Below are 24850 nucleotides of genomic sequence, written 5' to 3' on the forward strand. Positions count from 1 at the left end.
TTTAATTGTCATTGATCATTAAGTCATTGGTCATTAGTGTCTGAATCAGAATTTACAGGATTTTAGAATGAACAGAATCTCGCCTGTTTCATCCTGTAAATTCTTTAATTCAGTAAATTCTGATTCAGACAATTAGAATTCCAGTAACATTCCGCTTGCAGCAGGTAAGGTTAAGTTAATTCCGGTATTTATATCGTTTGTATTATAATTGGTTCCACTCAGCAAATCCTTAAACTCCCTGCTTCCACTTAAATTTAATTGTTTAAGCAAATCATCGGGCAATTTAACAGTTATGGTTTGTTGGTTGCGGTTAAAATTGGTTATTACTAATATACGTTGTTTACCGGTATACCGAAGGAAAATATACAACCTGGTATTAAATTCGGGTTGATGCTCATTGGCTACCATCAACTCATAAAATTCTCCGGCCCTTAATGCTTCATTATTATGTACTGCATTTAGCAGGTTGCTGTAAAAGCTGCGAAGTTTTTTTTGATCTGCAGATAATTGTCCGCCATCAAATTTGCCGTTGTTCAGCCATTTTTGATGTTCGGGTACTCCCCAGTAATCAAAGATGCTTGTGCGGCCATCATCGCCGCCAAAACCTTCAATGCCTGCTCCGGGTTCGCCTGTTTCCTGCCCAAAGTAAACCATTACCGGGCCTGTTGCTAACGTAGCGGTAACTACCATTCCGGGTACGGCAAGCCATGGATCACCAGCAAAATCACGTGAGGCAATGCGCTGCTCATCATGGTTTTCCATAAAACGCAGCATGTGGCTGTCAATGCCGTTGCTCTCGTTGTGCCAAACATGGTTAATATCCCAGGTAGTGGCATTAGGCTCATTGCGGGTAAGGCGTTTTATGGCATCATATAAGCCAACTTTGTCATACAGGTAATCGAATTTACCGGTATTAATATATTTAGTATAAAGTGTGCTGTTGTAAGCTTCGCCGATAAAAACCAGGTCCGGGTACTCTGCTTTTAATTTAGGGATCACCCAACCCCAAAATTCAAAGGGCACCATCTCCACCATATCACACCTAAAGCCATCGATGCCTTTTGTTGCCCAAAAATGTAAAATATCATACATTTTATTCCAAAGCTGCGGGATGGGATCAAAATGCGGAGTACGGCTGTTTTGATAGTCCACACCATAATTAAGCTTCATGGTCTCGAACCAATCATTTATTGACGGCGACGCGCTGAACACATCATTCCCGGTTGCTTTTGCCGGATGCTCATCAAACTTACCATCCTTAAGCGGGCTCTTAAATTCATCGCCACCAGGATTATATCCTTCCGGAACAGTAAAGTACTGTGCGGGGATATAATAAAAATCGTTTTTAGGACTGAATGACTGTGTAGTATCATCATCCTGCCCAAAATCCCTTACACCCGCAGGTTTTACATCCGAGCCGTAGGTGCGGGCTACATGGTTTGGTACACAATCCATTATAACTTTAAGGCCGTTTGTATGCGTGCGTTTTATCAAAGCTTCATACTCTGCCATGCGATTTTTCACATCAACTGCCAGATCGGGGTCAACATCATAATAGTCTTTTATAGCATAAGGCGAGCCTGCGCGACCTTTTACAATATCCGGATCATCGGCCTTTATGTCAAATGCCGAGTAATCAGTCATGGTTGCATGTTCAATTATCCCGGTAAACCAAACATGGGTAAAACCCATCTTTTTTATTTCCTGTAAAGCTTTATCGCTGATGTCATTAAACTTACCCGAGCCATTTTCTTCAATAGAGCCATTGGGTTTATTAACCGTTTTGGTATTGCCAAACAAGCGGGGAAGCATTTGGTAAATGATGAGCTTATGATTGGTAGATGGTTGTTCCATTTTTTTTGTTCGTGCCGGATGCTTTGATTGCGAAAATGTGTTAAATGGCAGTATTGCTACCAAAGTTAAACATACAAATTTTCCAACTTTATCATTCAGCATACTCTTTATCATTTATGCCTCAACCAATAACTCGTCCTTTGCCTTTACTACCCGTTCCTTGCCATAAACCAAAACAGTGGTTTCAGTACCCGACAGGTTTTTTATCTGCACGCCTTCTTTGCTTACTTTTACATTAAGCACCGCGCCACGGAAACCGATATGGAAGGAGAACGACCGCCATTTACCCGGAAGAAATGGCTGGAACGATAGTTTGCCATTAATTACCCGCATGCCGCCAAAGCCTTCAATTACCGACATCCATGTACCCGCCATCGAGGTGATGTGACAGCCATCTTCGGTATCGTTGTTATAATCGTCGAGATCCAAACGGGCTGTGCGTAGGTAAAATTCGTAGGCACGCGCCTCATCGCCCAATTTTGCAGCTAAAATAGCATGCACACATGGGGATAGTGATGACTCGTGTACGGTACGCGGCTCATAAAAATCAAAGTTTCGGCGGATGGTTTCCAGGTCGTACTGATCTTCAAAAAAGTAGATTCCCTGCAATACGTCGGCTTGTTTTATATAGCATGAGCGCAGGATTCTGTCCCAACTCCATTTTTGATTAATAGGGCGATCAATAGCAGGCAGATCTTTAACCAGGATCTGCTCCTTATCAAGGTAACCATCCTGCTGCAAAAATATCTGCTGCTTTTCGTCATACGAATAGTACATTTTTGCAATGATATCCTTAAAACGGGCTGTTTCTTCCTCCTCTTTAAAGCTGATCTTATTTATCAGCGCTGTATATTTTGCAGGTTCAGCTGCTTTTACTTTCGCAGCAACTTCCATGGTATATTTCATGCACCAGGTAGCAAGCGTACTGGTGTACCAGTTGTTGTTAACGTTGTTTTCGTACTCGTTCGGCCCGGTTACACCCAGCATTACATATTGCTGCTTATCATCAGACCAGTTAACCCTTTGCGACCAAAAACGCGCAATAGCTATCAGCACCTCCAAACCATAATCGGCCAGGTGTGCTTCGTCTGCTGTGTATCTAACGTAATTAAATATAGCATAAGCAATAGCGCCATTGCGGTGGATCTCTTCAAAAGTGATCTCCCACTCGTTATGGCATTCGGTACCATCCATGGTAACCATTGGGTACAGTGCAGCACCGTTGTTAAAGCCAAGCAGCTTTGCATTGTCAATAGCTTTACCCAATTGTTTATACCTGTATAGCAGCAAATTGCGGGTAACTTTCTGATCGGCTGTTGAAAGATAAAAGGGTACGCAGTAAGCTTCGGTATCCCAATAAGTTGAGCCGCCGTATTTTTCGCCGGTAAACCCTTTGGGGCCGATGTTTAAACGATCGTCTTCGCCGGTATAAGTTTGATTGAGCTGGAAAATATTAAAGCGGATAGCCTGCTGTGCCGAGGCATCGCCTTCAATAATAATATCATTCATTTTCCACTTTTCGGCCCAGGCACGAGCCTGTTCCTGTAATAGTGTTTCAAAACCTTTTTTGCTGATGCGGGATAAGGTCTCCTTTAAATTGTGAAGCAGATCAGCAGCAGCGTAGTTCTGTGATGACAGGTTAGCGGCATACTTTATAATAGCAGTGCTTTGCCCTTCGGTTGCCTGCAATTTAAATTTTGCGGCTATATACTTTTCCTTAGTTACGGCTTGTGTATTTAGTTTAACAGGCTCATTATTTTGAAAAACACTAACCAGCATACCGGTTGCAACTTCAAAACCTGTTTTTTTGGTACGCATTTGCAGAAAACCGCCATCGTTCCAGCTTTCCTTTTTTATCTCCTCCCAAAATTTTTCGTCGTAGTTGGAGTCTTTATTAACCACATCGCCATCAATAAACGGGGTAATGGTTAGCCAGCCGGTAAAATTTACCGGGGTGATGGTATACTTAATAGCACCCGCTTCATCATCTGCCATGCTGCAAAAACGGGTAGCTTCAACCTCAACAATTTTTCCCGCAGTAGTTTTTGCAGTGAAATTTCTTTTCAGGTAACCCTCCTGCATGTTAAGCTCACGCCTGAACTTCAATACCTCGCATTTGGCAAGGTCAAGCTGTTCGCCATCAATATTAATATCAATACCAATCCAATTGGCAGCGTTAATTACTTTGGCAAAATATTCAGGATAGCCATTTTTCCACCAACCCACGCGGGTTTTATCAGGGTAGTAAACACCTGCAACGTAATTGCCCTGCAGTGTTTCGCCGCTGTATGCTTCCTCAAAGTTTGCCCGCTGTCCCATCCGCCCGTTGCCCAGGCTAAAAATACTTTCGGATACTTTATTATGATGCGGGTTAAAGCCTTGTTCTATAATCTTCCACTCATCAACTTCAATGTAGTCCTTCATTCTTTATTGTAATTGTGTCTTTGTTCTCTATAAAATTATCCTCAAGCCTCATGCTTCAAGCCCCCTCTAAATCTCCCCCGGTTGGGGAGACTTTAGCTTCGCGCTTTGTAAACTATTTTGTCATTGCGAGCGATAGCGCGGCAACCTCGTCGCGCGTTTACGCCTTGCTCCACCACTTGTATAGCGACGAGGTTGCTTCGTCGTTCCTCCTCGCAATGACAAGATTTTTTAGTTTTTTATAATTTATCCAATTTTTCCAAACTCATTTTATCCAACCCACTCACTACCAGATCAGCCTTATTAAGAACATCCGGCGAACCTATACCCACTACTTTCATGCCACCGTTTATGGCTGCCTCAACCCCGGCAATGGCATCTTCAAACACCACGCATTCCGCAGGTGCAACACCAAGAGCTTCGGCTCCTTTTAAAAATACTTCAGGATCAGGTTTGGCTTTGCTTACATGGTTGCCGTCAACAATGGCATCAAACAGGTGGGCCATATTTATTTTATCCAGTATGGTAGATGAGTTTTTGCTTGCCGAGCCTAATGCGGTTTTTATCCCGGCTGCCCTGCAGGTTTCCAAAAACTCTTTTGCGCCGGGCAATATTTCGGCCGGCGTCATGCGGTTTATCATTTCCACATACCAAATATTTTTGCGGGTTGCCAGCTCTTGCTGCTCCGCTTCGGTTTTTGTGACACCGCCAAGCTCCAATATTATTTCAAGCGAACGTACACGGCTCACGCCTTTCAGCCTTTCGTTATCGTGTTCTGTAAAGTTAATTCCCAGTTCATCGGCTAAACGTTTCCAGGCTTTAAAGTGATAAACGGCTGTGTCAACAATAACTCCATCCAAATCAAAAATACAGGCTTTAATACTACTCATTTTATTCGTTCGCAAATTTAATTAATTAGGGCTTAGTTAATTACAGATTGCCTTACCGCAATCATTTTTACGAATTCCCTAATTAATCATTCAAAAATCATCCTTCAATTACTAAATCCTAAATTATTTACTATTAGCTAACTCCAAAACTAATGTAGATTTTGCCCCGATGGTAAGTTTAGACAGATCCTGACTTTCACCGGTAATTATATTCTTAGCATTTTTAGCTCCTTTTATCCTTTCATAATAACGCGACGTTGCTGTAGTTTGCTCTTTATCAGTACTATTATAAACTACCATCACCGTTTTTTTATCATCATACCTGAAATATACATATATGCCTTTTTCGGGGATATACTGCGTCATTTTACCGGTTTGCAAAGCGGCGGTGTTTTTACGGTAATTGGCCAACGTTTTCACATAATTAAAGGCATCGTTTTCCTTGTCGTCGCGGCCATCGGCAGTAAATTTATTCTTTTTATCACCATACCATCCGCCGGGAAAATCTTCACGCACCAAACCATCAGGGTTTGAGTAGTTTTTCATCAGGATCTCATCGCCATAATACATCTGCGGCACACCCCGCAGTGTCATTAGCATGGCCATAGCCGATTTGTATTTGTTGATGTCCTCATTAACCATCGAGAGCATGCGGCTCATATCATGATTATCCAAGAATACCACATTACGGGTAGCATCCTGGTATAAAAAATCCTGTGCTACCAATCCGTAAAGGCGGTTAACGCCATCGGCCCAGCCATCGTTGCCATTTAAAGCCTCGTAAATGGCATCTTTAATTGCGCCGTCAGTCACGCCTGGCAGATGGGTGTCAAATCCCCGGTTTACGGTATTTCCCTGGGTAAAGTAAGCCTGGGTAACCGGCTGTGGTGTGAGCACCTCACCAAAAATTGAAAGGCGCGGAAATTCGTTCTTAACATCAACCGCCCATTTAGCCATATATGCGGGATCGTTATAAGGATAAGTATCCAATCTAAGCCCGTCAACCCCTGCATATTCGATCCACCAAATATGGTTTTGAGTTAAAAAATTCTGTACATATGGATTGTTCTCGTTCATATCAGCCATGCGGTGATCAAACCAGCCGTCAAGCATCAGCTTACGGTCCATTGCTGAACCATGAATATCCATTTCGGCCTCGTATTTAAAGTTCGATTTGGTATATTTTGGCCATTGATGCACCCAGCTCTTCATTGGCATGTCTAAAATGGTATAACCTTCGGTACCGGCATGGTTATGCACCAGGTCCTTAACCACTTTTAAGCCCATACTGTGGCATTTTTCGACAAACTTTTTGTAAAGATCATTGGTTCCATAACGGGGATCAACCTTGTAGTAATCGGTTACTGCATAACCGTGATAGGATGCATGCGGTTCATCGTTCTCAATTTCTGGAGTCAGCCAGATGGCGGTAACACCCAGGTCTTTCAGGTAGTCCAAATGATCCATTATCCCCTGCAGGTCACCACCGTGACGACTGAACATTGAATCGCGGTGGATGCCCTGTTCCCGCAGGTTTGAAAATGAGTCGTTTGCCTTGTCGCCGTTAGCGAATCGGTCGGGCATAATAAGATAGATCAGGTCCTTATTGGTTACCCCCTGGGCACGGCCCTGCGAGTGGTCGCGGGCTTTCAGTGTATAACTATAAGTTAACGGCTTTTCACCGGCTTTAATAAATTTTATCGGGAACGTTCCCGGTGTGGTGCCTGAAAAAATGCGCAGATCGAGGAATAAGTAATTAGGATTTTCGACCTTATGCACCGCAACAAGCTTTACGCCGGGGTAGTTCAGCTCGACTTTGCGAGTTGCAATATTGCTGCCATGAACAATCAATTGCAGGTTTGGATTATGCATACCTACCCACCAAAACATGGGTTCTACGCGTTCAAGCGCAGGAATTTGCGCAAATGAGCCTAATGCCATAGCCAGGCAACAAGCCGTAAAAAACAGTAATTTTTTCATATCAGGTTAAAACGGTATTTAATTGGGCGGTTTGATAGTTTTTCCGGTCAACCGCGTTTCAAATTTAAAATAAAAATGATTGGTTGTATGAAAAAGTAAAATTTAGTTTGGGTGGGGTTATTGAGGGAAGATTTTATTATTAATTAAATGAAATTCACATGTGATGTATTTTATCGCAGGGCGTTGCCCTGCGCTGATGTATTGGGCCCCTTCAGGGCCAGGAAAATCACAATATTCAAAGCCCTGAAAGGGCGACATTCATCAGCGCAGGGCTTCGCCCTGCTGCGTTAAAGGAGTAGTCAAATTGTATCCTCTAATTCTTTTAACTCTCTTTGCTTAACTAATCCTTCGGGTATATTAGGATAGAATTTATTTAGGATGTGCTTTATTACAGAAATACTTTCTATTGATTGGTAGGGGGGCATAGCAAGACCATCAATCAGTTCAGAGATTTGTTTCGCTTTTAACGCCTCATACTGATCAACCATTATAGATAATGTATTATTAGTTCTATGTAACGATATCATTTCATCAGTTTTTTTGATGTTTTCGATGAGCTCTTTTAAATGATGGTTTCGTTTCATGATTAACAAATTTAAACAATAATTTCCCACCTATTGCATACCACTGCCCTGCGTTAATTGGTGTAGTTTTATTGAAAACTCTTCAAATATTCCTCTTCCGTCCCCAACCCCATCTTTTTCCGCAACGCATTAACTGTTTTAGGATATTTCAATGGCCAGGGGCTTGATTTATGGGTTTTAGAGTCGGTGTGCACCTGTGTGCCGTAGATCTGTTTTTGCTTTTTATTCATTAAGACCCGGTCGGTTAAATAAGCATAATTTTCTTTGCTGCCGTTATTTTTCGCAATCTCAATTTTTAACAATCCTAATACCTTTTCCTGGAATGAGATATCATCATCGCAATGCTGAATGATCCAAAAGAAAGTATCAGACTTCTCACCTACTAAATTATATCCCGGGTAGCCGTATTTATCGATAATGGCTTTGGCCTTTATTTCGTTTATACTGTCGCCTTCAGCCCATTTGCGCTCAATTGTTTCCTGGTCATATTGTGATGGTTCTGTCTTCATCACTTTAGTATATTCCTTGCGCCAAAACTGGTCGTCCTTAAACATGGAATCAATTTTTTGGATCAATAATGTATCATGCTTTGCTGTTTGGGCAGATGATTGGGTGCAGAAAAAAGAGCAGGTAAGGATGAGTATAGCTAAAGTCTTCATACTAATAATTGAAAACTAAATATATAGTTAATATTCTTCTATTCAAATAAATATTTCAAAAATAATTTGCGGAACCAAAAAGCTCCTTATACATTTACGTAACCAAAAAGTTACGTGTTATGCAGCGAGATCTTGTTATAAAATGGCACTTCCCTCACCCCACACAAAAAGTATGGGAATGCCTTACCGACCCCGAACTGGTGAGCCAATGGCTGATGAAGAACGATTTTAAACCCATAGTTGGCCATAAATTTAATTTCCATACCAAACCTATCCCCAAAATGAGCTTTGATGGCATTGTTTATTGCGAAGTGCTTGAAATTATCCCTGGCCAAAAGCTGGTTTACACATGGAAAGGCGGCCCTAAACCCGGAGTAATCGGACTGGATACTGTGCTTACGTGGACACTGAACCCGGAAGGAGAAGGCACCCGGGTAGTACTTGAACACAGAGGCTTTAAAGGATTTAAAAACCTTATTGCCAGTGTATTTATGGAAGCCGGGTGGAAAAAGAACATTCCCCGACGCATGCGGAAAGTATTAGAAGAAATGAAATGAGAGCGAATTTAGACCCCTTCCAGGCAATTGCCGACCCCAGCAGGCGCGGGATCCTGATGCTGCTTACAAAAAATAAGCTAAGCATTAACTCGCTTGCGGGCAATTTTGATATAAGCAGACCGGCCGTATCCAAGCATGTTAAGGTTTTGTATGATGCCGGGCTGATACAGATAAAAGATCAGGGCCGCGAACGCTACTGTGAGCTTAAGCCGGATGGTTTTGACGAAGTAAAAGAATGGCTTAACTTCTTTGATAAGTTCTGGAAGAATAAGCTGCAAAACCTTGAAAATTTATTAAATGAGCGATAAAATTTAAGTTATTCAAAACTAAACATCATGGAAAAGGTACAACTACAACACCCTGAAGGAAAAAAGGCGATCTCGATGGATAAAAACAAATACTACGCGTTAAAGTCGTCGTTTGTTGAATGCCTTAAAACGAAAAAAACAGCACCTTTTAAAGACTTGTTATCTGCTGTAACGGCCGATCTTGAAAATAAAAAAACAGCAATAAAAGGCGTTATTGAATGGAACTTATTTTGGGTAACGCTTGATATGGAAGCAAGGCAGGAGCTGAAAAAAGATAAATCAGTAAGTCCGTATATGTATTCACTTTAAACCAAATTATAATATGAGAACAATTGAAATTATCTCTATGCCGGTTACAGATCAGGCCAGGGCAAAAGCATTTTACGAAAAATTGGGGTTTGCAGTTGTTGCCGAGGCCCCATTTGGCAACGGCCAGCAATGGATCCAGATGGGTTTCCCCGGACAGGATGCCTGTATCACCCTGGTAAACTGGTTCCCAAAAATGCCGGCCGGGTGTATGCAGGGCTTTATTATAAAAACAGAAAGTGTTGAAGATGATATTAAAGAGCTTACCGCCAAAGGGATTGAAGTTGGCAAAGTTGACAATACCCCCTGGGGCAAATTCCTGCCGTTTAAAGACCCGGATGGGAATACGCTGAGCTTGCACGAGGGATAAGAAGTCCATAGTCGATGGTCCATGGACCATGGTAGAAAAGGGGTAAGAAGTCCATGGTCAATAGTCCATGGACCATAGCAGAAAAGGGGTAAGAAGTCATGGTCAATAGTCCATGGACCATGGTAGAAAAGGGGTAAGAAGTCCATGGTCGATAGTCCATGGACCATGGTAGAAAAGGGGTAAGAAGTCCATGGTCGATAGTACATGGACCATGGTAGGAAAGGGGTAAGAAGTCCATGGTCGATAGTACATGGACCATGGTAGAAAAGGGGGTAAGAAGTCCATGGTCGATAGTCTATGGACCATGGCAGAAAAGGGGTAAGAAGTCCATGGTCGATAGTCCATGGACCATGGTAGAAAAGGGGTAAGAAGTCCATGGCCGATAGTCTATGGACCATGGTAGAAAAGGGGTAAGAAGTCCATGGTCAATAGTCCGTGGACCATAGTAAACATTCTATCCTAACTGTGGACTATGGACTATGGCAAACATTCTATTCCAACTATGGACTATGGACCATCGACTATGGACTATGGACTCCTTAAAACAAACCATTTGTATTTCAATTTTTAGTTGCCTAACTTTAGGGAGCTAACCTTTAATACCATGGCAGATTTTTTACCGGCATTTCAACTAACCATGCAAACCGAAGGCGGGTATAATCCCGGGATAGGTGAGGCAGAAACTTATATGGGCGTTGACCGCTCACAAAACCCAAACTGGAGCGGCTGGGCAATTATCGACCAGGTAAATGCCGAAAACCCGGGGGCAAGCGTATCAACTCTTAACGGCATTTTTGCAGCAAACCAGTCATTACAAGCTAATGTACAGCAATTTTATGAGGCTGATTACTGGAACCCGTACCAGTTAAGCACTATTAACGATCAACAGGTGGCCAATGCCATGTTTGATTGTGCCGTTAACCCCTGCCTTATCAACATATCGCGCGTGGCACAAATGGCCTGTAATACGGTGCAGCATAAGGCAGTAACGGTCGACGGGCAAATTGGCAACCTAACCCGCACCTGTATCAACTCCCTGCCGCCCGATCTGTATGTTACTGCTTTTAACGGCATAAGGGTAGCCAATTATTATGAAAGGGTAAGACTAGCCCCTGATAATGCACAGTGGCTCAGCAGCTGGCTTGGCAGATGTAAGGTTTATGCGGCGAACATTGTTTAGTCCATAGTCCATAGTCGATGGTCGATGGACCATGGTAGAATTTAGCTCATTGATCATAGTTAATGGTTCATGTAGCTGCAATTGTTCTTTTCATCATGAACTATGAATCATCACTATGAACTTTTACTATGGACCATGGACTATGGACTATGGACTTTCCCACTATGGACCATCGACCATGGACTAAATCAAAAATCATTTCCAATCCGTCCCCAAACGCCTTATCTTTAACCTCTATTTAAAAATATGGCTACAGAAGTTAAATGCCCCAACTGCGGGGTTCCATTCCCGATTGAAGAAGTGATGGCCGAAGAGTATAAAAAGGATCTTCGGGTTAAGATGCAGGAGTATACGCAGCAAAAAGAAGAGGAATACCGTAAAAAGGAAAGTGATTTTATAACGAGGGAAAAGCAGCAGGCCCTGCTGTATGAGCAGCGCCTTGCCGAAGAAAAAAAGCAATTGCAGCTAACGGTTGAGCAAAGTCTGCGTAAATCAATAGCCACCGATTTTGAGAACCAGGTGCTGATGCTGCAAAACAGCGTTAATGAAAAGGATGAAAAGCTAAAGCTGGGCCGCCAAAAGGAACTGGACTTTTTACAGAAGGAAAAAGCCCTGATGGATAGAGAAGCTGAGCTGGAGCTGGCCCTGCAGCGAAAACTGCAGGAACAACGCAACGAGCTTACCGAACAGATCCGCAAACAGGAAACCGAAAAGTTTAACCTGAAGGATACCGATTACCAGCTAAAGGTTAAAGAGCTGGAGAAACAACTTGACGACCAGAAAAAGCTGGCCGAAGAAATGAAGCGCAAAGCCGAGCAGGGCTCCATGCAATTGCAGGGCGAAGTACAGGAACTGATTTTGGAAGATTTATTACGTGTCAATTTTCCTTTTGATCTCATTAGCGAAGTTGGCAAAGGCGTACGCGGGGCGGACTGTGTGCAAACCGTGCGCAACCAGTTTGGACAGGAATGCGGCCGCATTATTTATGAGAGCAAACGTACTAAAGATTTCGGGCCCGACTGGATAGAGAAGCTGAAAAAAGATATGCGCGGCATCGGGGTTGATGTTGCTGTGATTGTTACCAATTGCTACCCCAAAGGCATGGATTGCTTTGGCGAAAAAGATGGGGTGTGGATCTGCTCATTTGATGAAGTAAAGGCTGTGGCCTATATTTTACGGGATGGCATCATTAAGCTCAGCAATCTTGCCAAATCGCAGGACAATAAGGGTGATAAAATGCACCTGCTGTATGATTACCTGATCAGCAGCGAATTCAGCGAACAATGGAAAGCTATCCGCGAAGGCTTTTTGAGCATGCGCATGAGCATCCAAAAAGAACGCGACGCCATGGAAAAACTTTGGAAAGCCCGCGAAAAACAATTGGAAAAAGTATTGCTTAATGCTGCCCACATCCAGGGTTCAATTGAAGGTATTGCAGGCAGTGATGTGATCCAATTGAGCTTAACAGATGATGAGGATGCGTTGTTGCTGGAGTAAACCTGGATTAAGGGATTTTATAGATAGTGATTAATATAATGGATAATATCTTACAATACAACAACTATTATGCGTCGGTGAATTTCAGCGTTGTTGATGAAGTGTTTTATGGAAAAATACCTGGCATCAATGATCTGGTTAGCTTTGAGGGAACATCAGTAAAAGAGCTTAAAGCGGCATTTAAGGAAGCGGTAGAAGATTATTTAGACTTATGTTTAGAGATTGGAAAATCTCCTGAGTAAATAGAGTCATCAATAATAATGGAACCTGCTTAAAGCCTATTCCATTTATTATCTATTTTACTGTCAACTGAACACTGCCGACTGAAAATTTTCCTCAAACCACCTCCCCAATTATTTGTTATCGCTAAAAACAAACAATTATGCCATGGTACAATGGGGATTACCCACCATCCTATAAAAACCAGCCTGTTAAGCTGCGGGAAAAAGCGGTTGAGATAGCCAATGCCCTGCTGGAAGAGGGCACTGAAGAAGGAATTGCCATAGCTACAGGGCTAAAACGCGCCCGGGATTTTTTCAAAAATAAGGCAGATAAAAAAAGACCCGGTAAAGAATAATATAACATTTTTTCCTTTAAGGCTCCCGTCTAACCAACCCCCGAGTTTAATTTATCGGACGCATCACAGGCATCAACACTGCCATGATCACCCTGATTGGTCTATCCCCATTAATTACTACATATGGTGCCAAATCCTTGATTTAGATACCCGTTTGTTAAAAAAATTATATAAAATGTGTTATAAGCATCGATGTTCAAAATTAGTACAGAATTAATATTTAATTTTAATATTAATTTAATATCCCTAATTAAAAGAATCATGCTTTTCCGCACTTTTATCTTACAACACGAAGATCTGTCACAGGTAATTTTTTATGCTTTAGTAATTACTTCCCTTTGGCTGGCTGAATGTTTAGTAGGAGCAATAAAACCTAGAACAAAATTGCCCCATACCTTTTTAAATGCTGGTTTTATTTTTACCGCATTACCCTTACAGCTCTTATTAACCATCTTTATAATTATTATAATGAAATGGGCAAATACCAACCATTGGGGCTTAATAAATTATATTCCCTATCATCTTAATAAGTGGGTTTATTATATAAGCTTGTTTTTGCTGCTTGACCTGGGCGAATATATTTATCATGTTATTATGCATAAAATAGATGTTTTATGGAAATTTCATTTAGTGCACCATAGTGACCTGCAGGTGGATGTTTCAACAACGGTAAGGGAACACCCCGGCGAAACCTGTATCCGTACCTGCTTTTTAATGCTATGGGTTTTTCTGTTAGGTCCGGGTATTGTAATATTGATGATAAGGCAGGTGTTTCAATCATTTTTTAATGTACTGGCACATACCGAATTCCGTTTGCCGCATAAATTAAACCGGGTGCTGGGTGCAGTATTTATTACACCAAACCTTCACCACGTGCACCACCATTACCAGCTGCCCTATACAGATTGTAATTACGGCGATGTATTATCCATTTGGGACCGTTTATTTGGCACCTACCAGGAGCTATCTGAAAATGAAACCCGTTTCGGCATCGATACACACCCTGATCCGGCAATTAATGCCCGTTTTGTCAATATTTTAAAAATACCTTTTCAAAAACTGGAACGGAAATAATTTTATCCCGGAAGGGATTTTATATAAAACAAAGTGCGAAAATACAGCCTGTTTATTTTCCTGGTGTTTTTTACGGCCAGGGCATTTTCCCAAACGGAAAGTGTCACGTCGAGGTTTTACTTTCCGGGAATGGTTGGCGTTAACCTCCATCTTTACGATCAGCACCAGCATTATAAACGGGGGTTCGTATTAAATACCGCAATAGAATACCGGCCTGATGATAAGCCCCTGTTTTTCCGCTTTAATTATGATGCCGTAAGCAGCAACTATAAAAGTGATGCCGGGCTTTACCAGCAAACCAATGTACAAAACGGCACCCTGCACGTTAATTATTTTATAGCGGGTCTTGGTTACCGCAAAAAAATAAAAGGGATAGGTTGGTATATTTTAGCGCAAACCGGCCTGGAACAACGTAATTACGACCAGGTATCGGGCAGCGCCGTGGGCTACGTAATTAACCAGGTAAGCAAAAAACAATTAGCCTTTAAATTGGCGGGAGGTTTTGAATATTACCTGGCACAGCATTTTGCGCTGGTAGCAGAACCCGCCTTTTATCCAAACCTGATTTATAAGCGTTATTCATCGTCTAACGGGAACTTGACGTTGAGCGTTGGGTTTACTACAACACTTTTTTAAGAGAGAATAATTTAGCGATAACGATTTTGAGTTGCCGCAGGGTTTCCGGAAAATTGATTGTGAGTATATGAGTATGCAGCTGAACTTGCTCACACTTTATACAAATAAGTAACATTTCTTCAAAGGCTAAAAATCTGCCCGGAGTTTGCCGTAACTTCGATAAAAGACTAAACCAATGAAAAAGTATAATTACTTATCAGTATTGGCATTAAGTGTTTTTTTTGCCTTTGCATCCTGCAAAAAAAGTGAAGACCAGCTGCACGTTCCGGCTGGAAATTTAAAATCAAACCTGGCCGGCGGCACACACCTTCCATTAACGGTTGTTACCATAGCGGGAGACCCTATTCTGAACGGTTTGCAGGACGGAGCCGGTAACCAGGCCCGGTTTTATTACCCGTTTGGAATTGATGTTGCCGGGGACGGTACCATTTATGTAGCCGACGAACACAACAACAAGATCCGTAAAATAACCCCTCCTAATATTGTCAGTACCATTAACATACCTGCCACCAGTGATGGAGTGCAATTTACAATGCCGGTGTATGTCCGTGTTTCAACTGATGGCACCCTCAATATTTTTACCCAGGGCACGACTTTTACCCGGGGCATGGAGCGCAGCATATGGATCCTGAAACCGGACGGTACGTTAATTACACCCTTACCCCCAAGTCCGTACGGAGGTTCCAGGGTTATTTATAGCGGCCTGGAGAAAGAACCTTATGGTAACTTTTTTTGGTTTACCCAGGAGCATTATTATTTTCCGGATTACAGTCCATGGGAGGTTCCAACCGCTTTAAAAAAATTTTATACAGACACAAATGGCCGGATAGGCACATCTGCATTTTATCCGCCAAGGGATTCATTGGCACTTCCGGAAAGAAATACAACCGATTACAGCATTACCAATCTTTTCTGTGGCTACAATAGTGTAAAATATTTGGTGATAAACCATAACCACATCTATAAATTAACACCATCAGGCGTGTTTACCCAAATTTATAAAGATTTAAAGTTTAATTATATTTTTAGTCTTACAGGTTCAAAAGACAACCATATATTATATGTTGCAGATAAGGGAACCATCAAGAGCATTGTGAACGGCAAGCTTCAGTTTCTTGTTGGTCCGCAAAAGTATGACATAACCGCGGTTGATGGTGTTGGCTCCAGCGCAAATGTGTATGCTTTCTCCATCGTACTGTCGCAAGATGAGAATACACTTTATTTCAGCGATCATAGTACTATCCGAAAGCTGTTGTTGAAGTAGCTATAATAGCTGTTCGGACACCTGGGGGAATCAATCCTGCCAGTTACTTTTTAAAACCTTATATTCTTCTTTTTCCTCTAATGATAACGACTCTAAAACATTTATAGATTTTCCGTTAAGACCATTTATCACATAATTGCTTTTTGCAAGAGTATCAAAAAATTGAATCTTATAGTTATCTTTCAATTTCTCATTATCTTTTACGATCTCTTCAAATCGATTTACGAAATTTTGTTTTTTAAGTGCCGTTGCCGGACTTGGGGTTTTGAGCGCCATTAATATTTAATTTAAAATAAAAACCATTTGTTGTTAAGTTAATAAATTTTAATCGTAATGGTTGTATTGTTGGCGAAATAAGACAAGGAGTTGACATAAGATACTGTTGTAATTATTTACACCGGCAAAACGGTTGGCTTAAAGTACTATCCTTTTTTACATCAGACACCCACCGGTTTACCAAACCCTCCGGTTATAATCGTTGTACCCTCCTGAACACCAAGCTGCACGTAAAAGTTCACTCTTTAGTATTGCGGCTGGTTAATATCGTCTCCTGCAAAGTTTCCGGGTTAACAGGAGCGCCGTTTTTTTCATGAGGCAAGTTTTTATTATTTACTGCTTTGTATTTTAATCTATATTTATAAAGTGCAATCCCTGGTTTTTCTATAACATAATAGGTAACTGTGCTAAATATAAATGTTGAAACCAATATATACGACAAGCTAAATAAATCATTATTTATTTTCACAAATGCTAACACACTATCATATGTATTTATAAATAAAAAATGATTTAAATACAAGGAATAAGAAATTAGCCCTGCAAAATGAACCGGCTTTGAGGATAAAAATCTATTTAAAAAGTTAGCCTGTGTTATATAAAGAATAAGAACCGGCAGTAAAAGAATGATCAGAATATCGGAATTACTAATAAAAAGCAAAGCAAATGACGGTATGATCAAATATTTTAAATATTTAAGGTAAGATCCTTTATTTTGAAACCTGTAAATAATAAAAGCAAATATGCCCAGCAGGAAAGCGGCTATTGTTCTTAATAAGCTTGCAGGGCCGCGGGTATAACCAACAATTGGATAAAAGCCATTAATTTTTTTGAAAAAACTATAACTGCCCCAGTTTATTGCATACCCCCGCACTATACTTATCAGCAATAAAAGCAACAGCGCTATGATAACCAGCAGCCAAACTTTTCGTTTGATCTTCAAGCCATAGAAAAGAAGAAACGGAAAGACAAAACATACAACCCATTCATTTGTCAGAGACCATCCGGGTGGAATGATTGAGCCGCTGTGAGAAGGAACTATGCCCTGAAACAAGGTAAGATTTATTAAAAGATCAATTACTTTTGATCCGCCAAACACTACGTAATACAATAAGGTTAAACATATATATACAGGAAACAGTCTGAAAAATCTTTTATAAATAAATTTTTTGTAATCCTGAACAGCTATTTGTTCTGAAAATAGATTATACGATGCTACACATAATACAAAGCCACTCAATGCGAAAAACAGATCTACAGATAAATATCCATGCTTAAGGAAGTTAGTAAATAATTGATCCATCTGTGAAGAAGAAAAAACCGTCTGTTTTTGAGATAAATGGTTGTACCAATGAAACATAATTACATATAATGCTGCTATACCTCTTATGCCGGTAAGGCTTTTTATTTCAATTTTGCTCATCTGCTGGTAAAAATAGTTTTGATCTAATCCCGACTATGCTTAGGTAAAAATAAGTTCAAATTAGTCCACAAAATTCATTAAGAACAATGTATACCGATAAGTAGAACCATTTTTTCTGACACTGCCAAATGCAAAAGCTTCTGATCCGGCAGAACGCTTTGTGCATGTAATTGTGTCTGTAAAAGCATAAGTAATGGGTCTAAAATATTTCTTATTAATTAAATGATGACCTTGTAAATTACTATTTAAAACCAATATCTATTAAATCTGGTAAATAATGAATTCTACAGGTAAGCTTGTATAACAAATTGTATAAGTGCGAAATTTGATGCCCTTTCCCGGCCAAACGCAGCTTTGTTCCTTGCTGTGATGTGATATTGAGGCATTCATCCGCAATTTCCGCTTTAACTTCGGACTTTCGACTTTCGTCCCCGCAGGGTCTCTCATAGAGACCCTGCGGAGACGGTAAGCGGAAAATACAGGAAAGCGCTGTGATCGATAAATTATCCGGAAAAATTTGGCAAAATCCCCGAACGCTTGTTTTTTAGAACAATTTAGCTAGATTTATTTCAAATAAACCTTGTTGTGAAAAAACTGATCCTTATCCCCATTCTGCTGCTGTTCGGTTTAAATTTGAGGGCACAAACGCCTGCACTAAAACCTGATACCGTGATTGATGCTTACCTGGATGGTAACAAAAAAGAAAAATCTGCCGCAATAAGCGATATCCTTGTTGTTGATGTTGCGCACATAAACGGCCTGCTGACCACACAAAACGCTATAAAGCAAGTCAGGCTTTTTATCAATAGCATTGAAATTGAAGGATCGGTTCCGGTTGGCTGGTATTTGCACGGAGATGGCGCCGAGCTTAAATTTTTGCTTCAGCGCACCGCTGCGAATAATAAAACATGGAACATGCTGCTCGGTTATCCCGAGTTCGACAACCAGTTTTTCAATCTGCCGCTGAGTATCAGTATAGGCCTAACCGGACAAAGCGCCCAGGCAACCAAAATTAATTCTTTTCAGCTTGTGCGCATCGACCGGGGTTGGTTTTGGGGATGTATAGTGGTGCTGCTCATTTATTTGGGGGTACTGTTGAGATATGCAAAAACGACACCGATGCTTCGTGATACGCCTGCGGACCTGACACCGCTGGGCATTCCGGGCTTAGCTGCCGGCAATGCACCGTACAGCCTTGGGAAGGTGCAGATGGCCTTTTGGTTTTCTATCATTTTGGCTTCCTATATTTTTATCTGGCTGATAACTGACAATTACGAGCTGATAACCTCGGGGATCCTGGTGCTGATTGGCATAGGCGCCGGCACCGGGCTTAGCGCAGTGAGCATTAACAATAACAAGGCAGATAAGACGATAAAGCAGGTCCAGGATTTACAGGCACAGCAGGCGGAGCTAAGACAAGCGACGGATTTGTTGAAGGCAGCGCTACCGGCTGCCGGAATAGAGGCAAAGATCGGGTACAATAATTTCCTGGATTGCCAGCTGACATCAAACATCAACAACCTGATAGATGGCCTGAAGACTGGTAAAGATAATTTTATTAATGATATACTTACCGACGAAAACGGCGTCAGCTTTCACCGGCTGCAAATGGTTGTTTTTACGACGGTATTGGGGTTTGTTTTTGTATATACCGCCTGGGCAACGCTGACTATGCCCGATTTTTCGGCAACGTTACTGACCATGCAGGGAATAACGGCCGGGACTTACCTTGGTTTTAAAATTCCGGAGAAACAGAGTTGATGGGATGGGGATAGCGTCTGTAGTTGACATTGTGGCCCCATCGCCCGTTCAAGTGTCCACACTTGAACGATTATAGTGTGAGCGTCCACGCTCACGATAACTCAGCGATTAATTTCCGTCTCCGCAGGGTCTCGCATCGCGGACCCTGCGATGTATCGCGCCAATGGTATGTAATAACCCGCCGTCTAATCACCTGGTGACAATATTTTCCGTCTCCGCAGGGTCTTGCATCGCGGACCCTGCGATGTGTGGCGCCAATGGTGTGTAATAACCTGCCATCCAATCACCAGATGGCCTGTTTCAATATAATGCAACAATTCCTATATTTACGCATGATCAGAACCCGGCACAACCTAAACGAAAAAACCTGGTTTATAACCTTTACCTGTTTTGAATGGATCTCCCTGTTTGAAATAACCAATTCGTATCACCTGGTGTATAACTGGCTAAACATTATCGACCAAAAACATCAGATCAAAACCCTGGCATTTGTGATAATGCCAAATCATGTACATGCCGTATTACAATTACCGGAGTCGGTTAAAAACCTGAATACGATAATGGCCAACGGCAAACGTTTTATGGCATATAACCTGGTTGAGCAATTGACAAACATCGGTCAGCACAAAATATTAAATCAGCTCTCTGCAGCATGTTCTGATAAAGAATTAGTGAAAGGTCAAAAGCACAAAGTATTTGAGCCTTCGTTTGATGCGAAGCCGGTTTACACGCTTCCTTTCCTTCACCAAAAATTGGATTATATTCATCACAATCCCGTTAGTGGCAAATGGAACCTTTGTGCAGAATTTACAGATTATCCCCATAGCAGCGCTGCTTTTTATCACGATGATAAATCGCATCCGTTTGTAACTATTACCAATTACAGGGAGTTTTGGGGGTGATTTTGCCACAGGGATTATGGTTCCCTTAGGCTTCATACATCGCAGGGTCCTCTATGAGAGACCCTGCGGGGACGGAAGCATAAAGCATTTCAGCCGTCGTTTGACGCAAAGCCGGTTTATACGCTCCCTTTCCTTCATCAAAAGCTGGACTACATTCATCACAATCCCGTTAGCGGCAAATGGAACCTTTGCACAGAATTTACAGATTATCCCCATAGCAGCGCAGCTTTTTATCACGATGATAAACCGCATCCTTTTGTAACTATTACCGATTACAGGGAGTTTTGGGGGTGATTTTGCCGCAGGGATTATGGTTCCCTTAGGCTTCATACATCGCAGGGTCCTCTATGAGAGACCCTGCGGGGACGGAAAAGTATTTGAGCCTTCGTTTGATGCGAAGCCGGTTTATACGCTTCCTTTCCTTCACCAAAAACTGGATTACATTCATCACAATCCCGTTAACGGCAAGTGGAGCCTTTGTGCAGAATTTACAGATTATCCCCATAGCAGCGCTGCTTTTTATCACGATGACAAACCGCATCCGTTTGTAACTATTACCGATTACAGGGACTTTTGGGGTTGATATTGCCACAGGTTTATGGTTCTCTTAGGCTTCATACATCGCAGGGTCCTCTATGAGAGACCCTGCGGGGACGGAATAAATTGATTTCGGGCGGGTTACTTATTTCTTGCCTGAATAACTTATCCTAAAAATGCTCCCCTTCAAATCATCCGAAACATACAAAGAACCATCAGGTCCCTGGGCTAAACCCATCGGACGGTATTGGATCGGCCCCTTTGGTTTGCTCAGATCTATACCGGCAAAGTTATCTGCAAAAATCTCCCAGTCGCCTGATGGCTTGCCGTTTTTGAAAGGCACAAACGCCACCAGGAATCCTTTTTTCAACGGCACCGATTGGTTATGGAAAACAATAAATGCCCCGTTCCGGTATTTTTCAGGGAACATAGTGCCGGTATAAAACAACAGGTCGTTTGGAGCTAAATGTGCCGGGAAAGCAGCGATGGGGTCAAGGTATTTACCTTCAACCGTCTTTTTACCATCCCCGCCGTATTCGGGCGAAAGCATTTTCTTTTTCTTAAACTGGTCGTAGTACACAAACGGCCAGCCTGCATCTGCGCCCTGGTGCAGTTCGTACATGGTTTCGGCAGGCAGTTCCGCACTTTGTTTAGGCGTATAATACTGCGGAAACTTGTCATCAAACGGCCCTCTGCCGTGCTGCATAACAAACAGGGACTTTGTATTGCTATTCCAGTTTAAGCCCACCACATTCTTAAGCCCGCGTGCATAGTGTACCGCATCTCCATAGCTTTGGTCAGTTTTATTTGTTTTAAACTGCCATACTCCGCCTACAGAGTCCAAAAGCGGGCAACCCGGCATCCCCTTGCCCGAGTTGGGCTCACGGCAAATTTCATTATAAGACCCAATAGTTACATACAAATTGCCCTGATCGTCAATAGCTAACGACTTGGAATTGTCACGTTTTTTTTCTACCAGCCCTTTAACAATGGTTTCTGGCTTTCCCGTATCGGTCACCATGCCCTTGTCGTTTAGTTTATATTTAAACACCCCGCTATTGGACGATGCATAAAGCTCATCGTTTTTGATCAGGATCCCCGTGCCCGGATAATCTGCAAAACCTATCCTTTTATCTATTATGCCGTCATGATTAGTATCAGTAAGGAAGTAGATCCCCTTTCCGTCCTTCAGCGTATTTAACTTTACATAGATATCGCCCTGCTTAGTAACAGCCAGGTGCCTCAATGCCCCAAGGGAATCAGCCACAATTGCAGCAGAAAAACCTGGCGGAAGTTTTAAATTAGCTTTGTGAAGTGTATCGCTTTTATTTTCAGTGATTTTATTGCCGTTGCAACTTGATAAACCGGTCGAAAAAGTGAATGCTAAAAAAGAATAAGCACAGCAAAGGGTTAATTTTCGCATAAAATTAAAGGTGAGCTATTATTAGTTATAACAAAACTATAAATATTCCCCCTGTAAAGTTCGTACCTATCAGGCTTTTTACATCAGGAAGCGCTTTTTAAACCATTTACGAACAGGTGCATCATACAGTTTCAGAGATGCATAGGCGACCGGGACACTGACAGTGAGCACCGCCACACCGCCATCGCCCGTTCATGTGTCCAACGCTTGAACAATTATAATTTTGAGCGTCTACGCTCACGATAACTCAGCGAATTAATTTAAGCGTGGACGCTTAAATCTTTTTCATTCAAGCGTGGACACTCGGGCGGGAATCATTTACAATTTAATTAGAACTATTTTTGAGTTCCTTTTCCCACAGTTTAATAGCTTTTTTTTCAGCTGCTATCGCCTTTAATTTATCACCCCCTCTTCTATACCACTCTGCCATTTCGTGGTATTGTTTTGCCATATCACCAATTGGTAAATAAGGCGGCGACCGATCTATTTTAGCCTGGTGACATTCCGCGCCTAACAGGTAGATTTCTTTCGGCGTGCTTAGTTTGCGCATATCGTCCCGGATAGCATCGATAATTCTTCCATTAGCGTACCATCCATAAGAAGACGCCATCGCCTGCTTGCCGAACTCATAAGCCTTGTGGGGATCGGTTCTGAGTAACGCAGTAAAGGTATAATGTACCATCCAGGGCGTGTATTTTAGCTTTGGCTCCTGTTTAACCATTTCATTGATCACCATCAGGGTGGAATCAGGAAAACCCAGATCATTCAGGTCGGAATACTTTCCCTGATAACGGCACACCTTGGAAATCACTGTTGTATCCAAACTATTCAAATAGTCATCATTAGTCCTTCGAACCGATGCTCCTTTTACATCCCACGTATTGTTCAATACCTTCTCTAAAACAGTATCAAGATGAATCGGGTGCCCAATCCAGGCTACCTGTCCCTGCCCATCCACCACAAAAGTAGTGGGGATAACATGTTCAAAATTGTAAGCATCAAACCAATCACGCACTGTAAAATTAGTATCTTCCGCAGCAATGTTAAAATCCATTTTACGACCCATCCCGTCAACAAAAGCCTTAAGCCGCTCCATGGAAATAGTTTTGCTTTCATGCGTCTCAAATACGTCGATGGCCGAAAACGTAACCTTACCGTTGTATTTGCGGGCTAAAGCTGAAAGATGGGGCATTGACGCAATGCAGGGAGCGCACCAGGTTGCCCAAAATTCTACTACATATACCTTGCCTTTTTCATAATCTGTAACGGGTGTGCCTTTAATCCAGCCCCTTACCCGCAATTGCGGAGCGAGATCACCTAATTTACGAGTGGCCGACGTATCTTTTTTTATACTATCAACTTTAGCGGATGAGTCTTTTTGAACATTGTGAAAGGCAGTAGATGTGTCTTTTTGTGCAATGACGGTAAGACTGATCGTACACAATAACAACAATAATTGAATTTTTAGTTTCATAAATACATCTAATGCTTTGCCGTATCTTTCAACTGCATCTGCTTGGGCTAATCAGCCTCCGCATGTAAGAAACCTACCGATGTCATAGGCATAGGGTGGTTTTTATGTATTGAAAGATAGGAATTTAAGAAAAAAACGGGAGGCAAATTGTTTCTTGATTTTTTAGTAGGATTATAAAAGCCGTAACGTACGCTGTGGCTTTTATAATTATTTATAAGCAGGCTCCGCCACATGTACAAGTACCACCTGGCCCTCCCCCACATGTGCCAGACTGACCGTCACAGGGGCCACCTGCTAGTTTACAAGAGCCAGTACCACAACCTCCACTAGGGTCAGTGCAATGCCCGCCGGGGTCAGGGGCGTTTCCGCCCAATACATTTTTCATATACGCTCTTGTAAGCACTTCTGCACCACCTATGGCAAGTGCTTTTAATCTTAACTCTTTCATAATTTATAAATTTAGTAATATAAAATAATAATTAGTTGAATGAATATGAGTCTTGGAGACAGTGGAAAAAACGGGGAGGAAAATATTTCCTTAGTTTTTAAATACACCCTTAATGACTGCAGCATACGCTAACGGTACGCTGCAGTCGTTATAAATTGCATAATTATTTACTAACAACCCCCACCACACGTACAATTTGTAGTACCTCCGCACGTGCCCTCCTTACCATCACAGGCTCCACCTTTCAGTGTACAGCTGCCACTTTTGCAGGTACCATCGCTGTTAGCGCATTGCCCACCGGGATTAGGGGCGCTTCCGCCGAATACATTTTTCATATGCGTCCTTGTAAGTACTTCAACACCGCCTATTGCAAGCGCTTTCAATCTTAACTCTTTCATAGTTTTTTTTAAATTTAATGGTTTTAAATAATAATTAGCTGCATGAATTTC

At 41.9% G+C, this 24850-nt stretch carries 27 protein-coding genes; 15 read left to right on the forward strand and 12 right to left on the reverse strand.

All coding sequences use genetic code 11. From position 1 onward, the window contains the following. Window positions 1–132: 132 nt before the first annotated feature. From JWQ54_RS16695 to JWQ54_RS16710, 4 genes are all read right to left on the reverse strand, one after another. Window positions 133–1854, reverse strand: a complete 1722-nt coding sequence (locus JWQ54_RS16695; RefSeq protein ID WP_299586962.1) for an alpha-amylase family glycosyl hydrolase — start codon at window positions 1852–1854, stop codon at window positions 133–135. Between the two features lie 114 nt (window positions 1855–1968). Further along, a complete protein-coding gene (locus JWQ54_RS16700; protein ID WP_299586964.1) occupies window positions 1969–4278 on the reverse strand; it encodes a glycoside hydrolase family 65 protein in 2310 nt (769 codons plus the stop codon). A gap of 236 nt (window positions 4279–4514) precedes the next feature. After that, window positions 4515–5165, reverse strand: a complete 651-nt coding sequence (pgmB, locus tag JWQ54_RS16705; protein ID WP_299586967.1) for a beta-phosphoglucomutase — start codon at window positions 5163–5165, stop codon at window positions 4515–4517. 123 nt (window positions 5166–5288) lie between these two features. Beyond that, complete coding sequence (locus JWQ54_RS16710) at window positions 5289–7145, reverse strand: glycoside hydrolase family 13 protein (protein ID WP_299586969.1); 1857 nt, start codon at window positions 7143–7145, stop codon at window positions 5289–5291. A 147-nt stretch (window positions 7146–7292) separates the two neighbouring features. Here JWQ54_RS16710 and JWQ54_RS16715 point away from each other — a divergent pair, with 147 nt between their 5' ends. Continuing rightward, entirely contained in the window at window positions 7293–7436 is a 144-nt protein-coding gene (locus JWQ54_RS16715; protein ID WP_299586971.1) for a hypothetical protein, read from the forward strand. Between the two features lie 8 nt (window positions 7437–7444). Here the strand turns inward: JWQ54_RS16715 and JWQ54_RS16720 are convergent, their stop codons facing one another. Continuing rightward, window positions 7445–7729 (reverse strand): hypothetical protein, encoded by a 285-nt coding sequence (locus tag JWQ54_RS16720; RefSeq protein ID WP_299586973.1) that lies wholly within the window; start codon window positions 7727–7729, stop codon window positions 7445–7447. Window positions 7730–7797: 68 nt separating this feature from the next. Further along, window positions 7798–8388 (reverse strand): DUF6624 domain-containing protein, encoded by a 591-nt coding sequence (locus tag JWQ54_RS16725; protein WP_299586976.1) that lies wholly within the window; start codon window positions 8386–8388, stop codon window positions 7798–7800. Window positions 8389–8507: 119 nt separating this feature from the next. Here JWQ54_RS16725 and JWQ54_RS16730 point away from each other — a divergent pair, with 119 nt between their 5' ends. The 11 genes from JWQ54_RS16730 (at window position 8508) to JWQ54_RS16780 (ending at window position 16157) form a co-directional block, all read left to right on the forward strand. Then, window positions 8508–8945: an SRPBCC domain-containing protein gene (locus JWQ54_RS16730; protein ID WP_299586979.1), complete on the forward strand. Its 438-nt coding sequence runs from the start codon at window positions 8508–8510 to the stop codon at window positions 8943–8945. Beyond that, window positions 8942–9253: a helix-turn-helix transcriptional regulator gene (locus tag JWQ54_RS16735; RefSeq protein WP_299586982.1), complete on the forward strand. Its 312-nt coding sequence runs from the start codon at window positions 8942–8944 to the stop codon at window positions 9251–9253. The genes JWQ54_RS16730 and JWQ54_RS16735 overlap by 4 nt, the downstream gene beginning before the upstream one ends. A gap of 27 nt (window positions 9254–9280) precedes the next feature. Further along, window positions 9281–9562, forward strand: a complete 282-nt coding sequence (locus JWQ54_RS16740; RefSeq protein ID WP_299586984.1) for a hypothetical protein — start codon at window positions 9281–9283, stop codon at window positions 9560–9562. A gap of 13 nt (window positions 9563–9575) precedes the next feature. Beyond that, complete coding sequence (locus tag JWQ54_RS16745; protein ID WP_299586986.1) at window positions 9576–9929, forward strand: VOC family protein; 354 nt, start codon at window positions 9576–9578, stop codon at window positions 9927–9929. A gap of 604 nt (window positions 9930–10533) precedes the next feature. Continuing rightward, window positions 10534–11109, forward strand: coding sequence for a glycosyl hydrolase 108 family protein (locus JWQ54_RS16750; RefSeq protein WP_299586988.1), 576 nt, complete (start codon window positions 10534–10536; stop codon window positions 11107–11109). Window positions 11110–11355: 246 nt separating this feature from the next. Beyond that, window positions 11356–12606, forward strand: coding sequence for a DUF2130 domain-containing protein (locus tag JWQ54_RS16755; protein WP_299586991.1), 1251 nt, complete (start codon window positions 11356–11358; stop codon window positions 12604–12606). A gap of 38 nt (window positions 12607–12644) precedes the next feature. Beyond that, window positions 12645–12848, forward strand: a complete 204-nt coding sequence (locus JWQ54_RS16760; RefSeq protein WP_299586993.1) for a hypothetical protein — start codon at window positions 12645–12647, stop codon at window positions 12846–12848. 140 nt (window positions 12849–12988) lie between these two features. Then, window positions 12989–13183: a hypothetical protein gene (locus tag JWQ54_RS16765; RefSeq protein ID WP_299586995.1), complete on the forward strand. Its 195-nt coding sequence runs from the start codon at window positions 12989–12991 to the stop codon at window positions 13181–13183. A 468-nt stretch (window positions 13184–13651) separates the two neighbouring features. Continuing rightward, window positions 13652–14257, forward strand: a complete 606-nt coding sequence (locus tag JWQ54_RS16770; RefSeq protein ID WP_299586998.1) for a sterol desaturase family protein — start codon at window positions 13652–13654, stop codon at window positions 14255–14257. Between the two features lie 33 nt (window positions 14258–14290). After that, window positions 14291–14893: an outer membrane beta-barrel protein gene (locus JWQ54_RS16775; RefSeq protein ID WP_299587000.1), complete on the forward strand. Its 603-nt coding sequence runs from the start codon at window positions 14291–14293 to the stop codon at window positions 14891–14893. Between the two features lie 175 nt (window positions 14894–15068). After that, a complete protein-coding gene (locus JWQ54_RS16780; protein WP_299587002.1) occupies window positions 15069–16157 on the forward strand; it encodes a hypothetical protein in 1089 nt (362 codons plus the stop codon). A 30-nt stretch (window positions 16158–16187) separates the two neighbouring features. Here the strand turns inward: JWQ54_RS16780 and JWQ54_RS16785 are convergent, their stop codons facing one another. Then, entirely contained in the window at window positions 16188–16433 is a 246-nt protein-coding gene (locus JWQ54_RS16785) for a hypothetical protein (RefSeq protein WP_299587004.1), read from the reverse strand. A 238-nt stretch (window positions 16434–16671) separates the two neighbouring features. Next, window positions 16672–17856, reverse strand: coding sequence for an acyltransferase (locus tag JWQ54_RS16790; protein WP_299587006.1), 1185 nt, complete (start codon window positions 17854–17856; stop codon window positions 16672–16674). 585 nt (window positions 17857–18441) lie between these two features. Here JWQ54_RS16790 and JWQ54_RS16795 point away from each other — a divergent pair. The 3 genes from JWQ54_RS16795 to JWQ54_RS16805 all read left to right on the forward strand — a co-directional run bounded on the left by JWQ54_RS16795 (window position 18442) and on the right by JWQ54_RS16805 (window position 21102). After that, window positions 18442–19617 (forward strand): hypothetical protein, encoded by a 1176-nt coding sequence (locus tag JWQ54_RS16795; RefSeq protein ID WP_299587009.1) that lies wholly within the window; start codon window positions 18442–18444, stop codon window positions 19615–19617. 332 nt (window positions 19618–19949) lie between these two features. Then, the gene (locus JWQ54_RS16800) at window positions 19950–20519 is read left to right on the forward strand and encodes a transposase (RefSeq protein ID WP_299587012.1); all 570 of its coding nucleotides are present in this window, start codon (window positions 19950–19952) and stop codon (window positions 20517–20519) included. A 310-nt stretch (window positions 20520–20829) separates the two neighbouring features. Beyond that, window positions 20830–21102: a hypothetical protein gene (locus JWQ54_RS16805; protein ID WP_299587015.1), complete on the forward strand. Its 273-nt coding sequence runs from the start codon at window positions 20830–20832 to the stop codon at window positions 21100–21102. A gap of 99 nt (window positions 21103–21201) precedes the next feature. On the opposite strand, the gene JWQ54_RS16810 is transcribed toward JWQ54_RS16805, so the two are convergent. The 4 genes from JWQ54_RS16810 to JWQ54_RS16825 form a co-directional block, all read right to left on the reverse strand. Further along, a complete protein-coding gene (locus JWQ54_RS16810) occupies window positions 21202–22479 on the reverse strand; it encodes a PQQ-dependent sugar dehydrogenase (protein WP_299587017.1) in 1278 nt (425 codons plus the stop codon). Between the two features lie 325 nt (window positions 22480–22804). Continuing rightward, window positions 22805–23953 carry a TlpA disulfide reductase family protein gene (locus JWQ54_RS16815; RefSeq protein ID WP_299587019.1) on the reverse strand — a complete coding sequence of 383 codons (1149 nt, stop codon included), beginning with the start codon at window positions 23951–23953 and terminating at the stop codon, window positions 22805–22807. 211 nt (window positions 23954–24164) lie between these two features. Further along, window positions 24165–24401 carry a hypothetical protein gene (locus tag JWQ54_RS16820; protein WP_299587021.1) on the reverse strand — a complete coding sequence of 79 codons (237 nt, stop codon included), beginning with the start codon at window positions 24399–24401 and terminating at the stop codon, window positions 24165–24167. 170 nt (window positions 24402–24571) lie between these two features. After that, the gene (locus JWQ54_RS16825; RefSeq protein ID WP_299587024.1) at window positions 24572–24799 is read right to left on the reverse strand and encodes a hypothetical protein; all 228 of its coding nucleotides are present in this window, start codon (window positions 24797–24799) and stop codon (window positions 24572–24574) included. Between the last annotated feature and the right edge of the window lie 51 nt (window positions 24800–24850).

Origin of the sequence: Mucilaginibacter sp. (genome assembly GCF_028288225.1) — a bacterium.
GTDB lineage: Bacteria > Bacteroidota > Bacteroidia > Sphingobacteriales > Sphingobacteriaceae > Mucilaginibacter.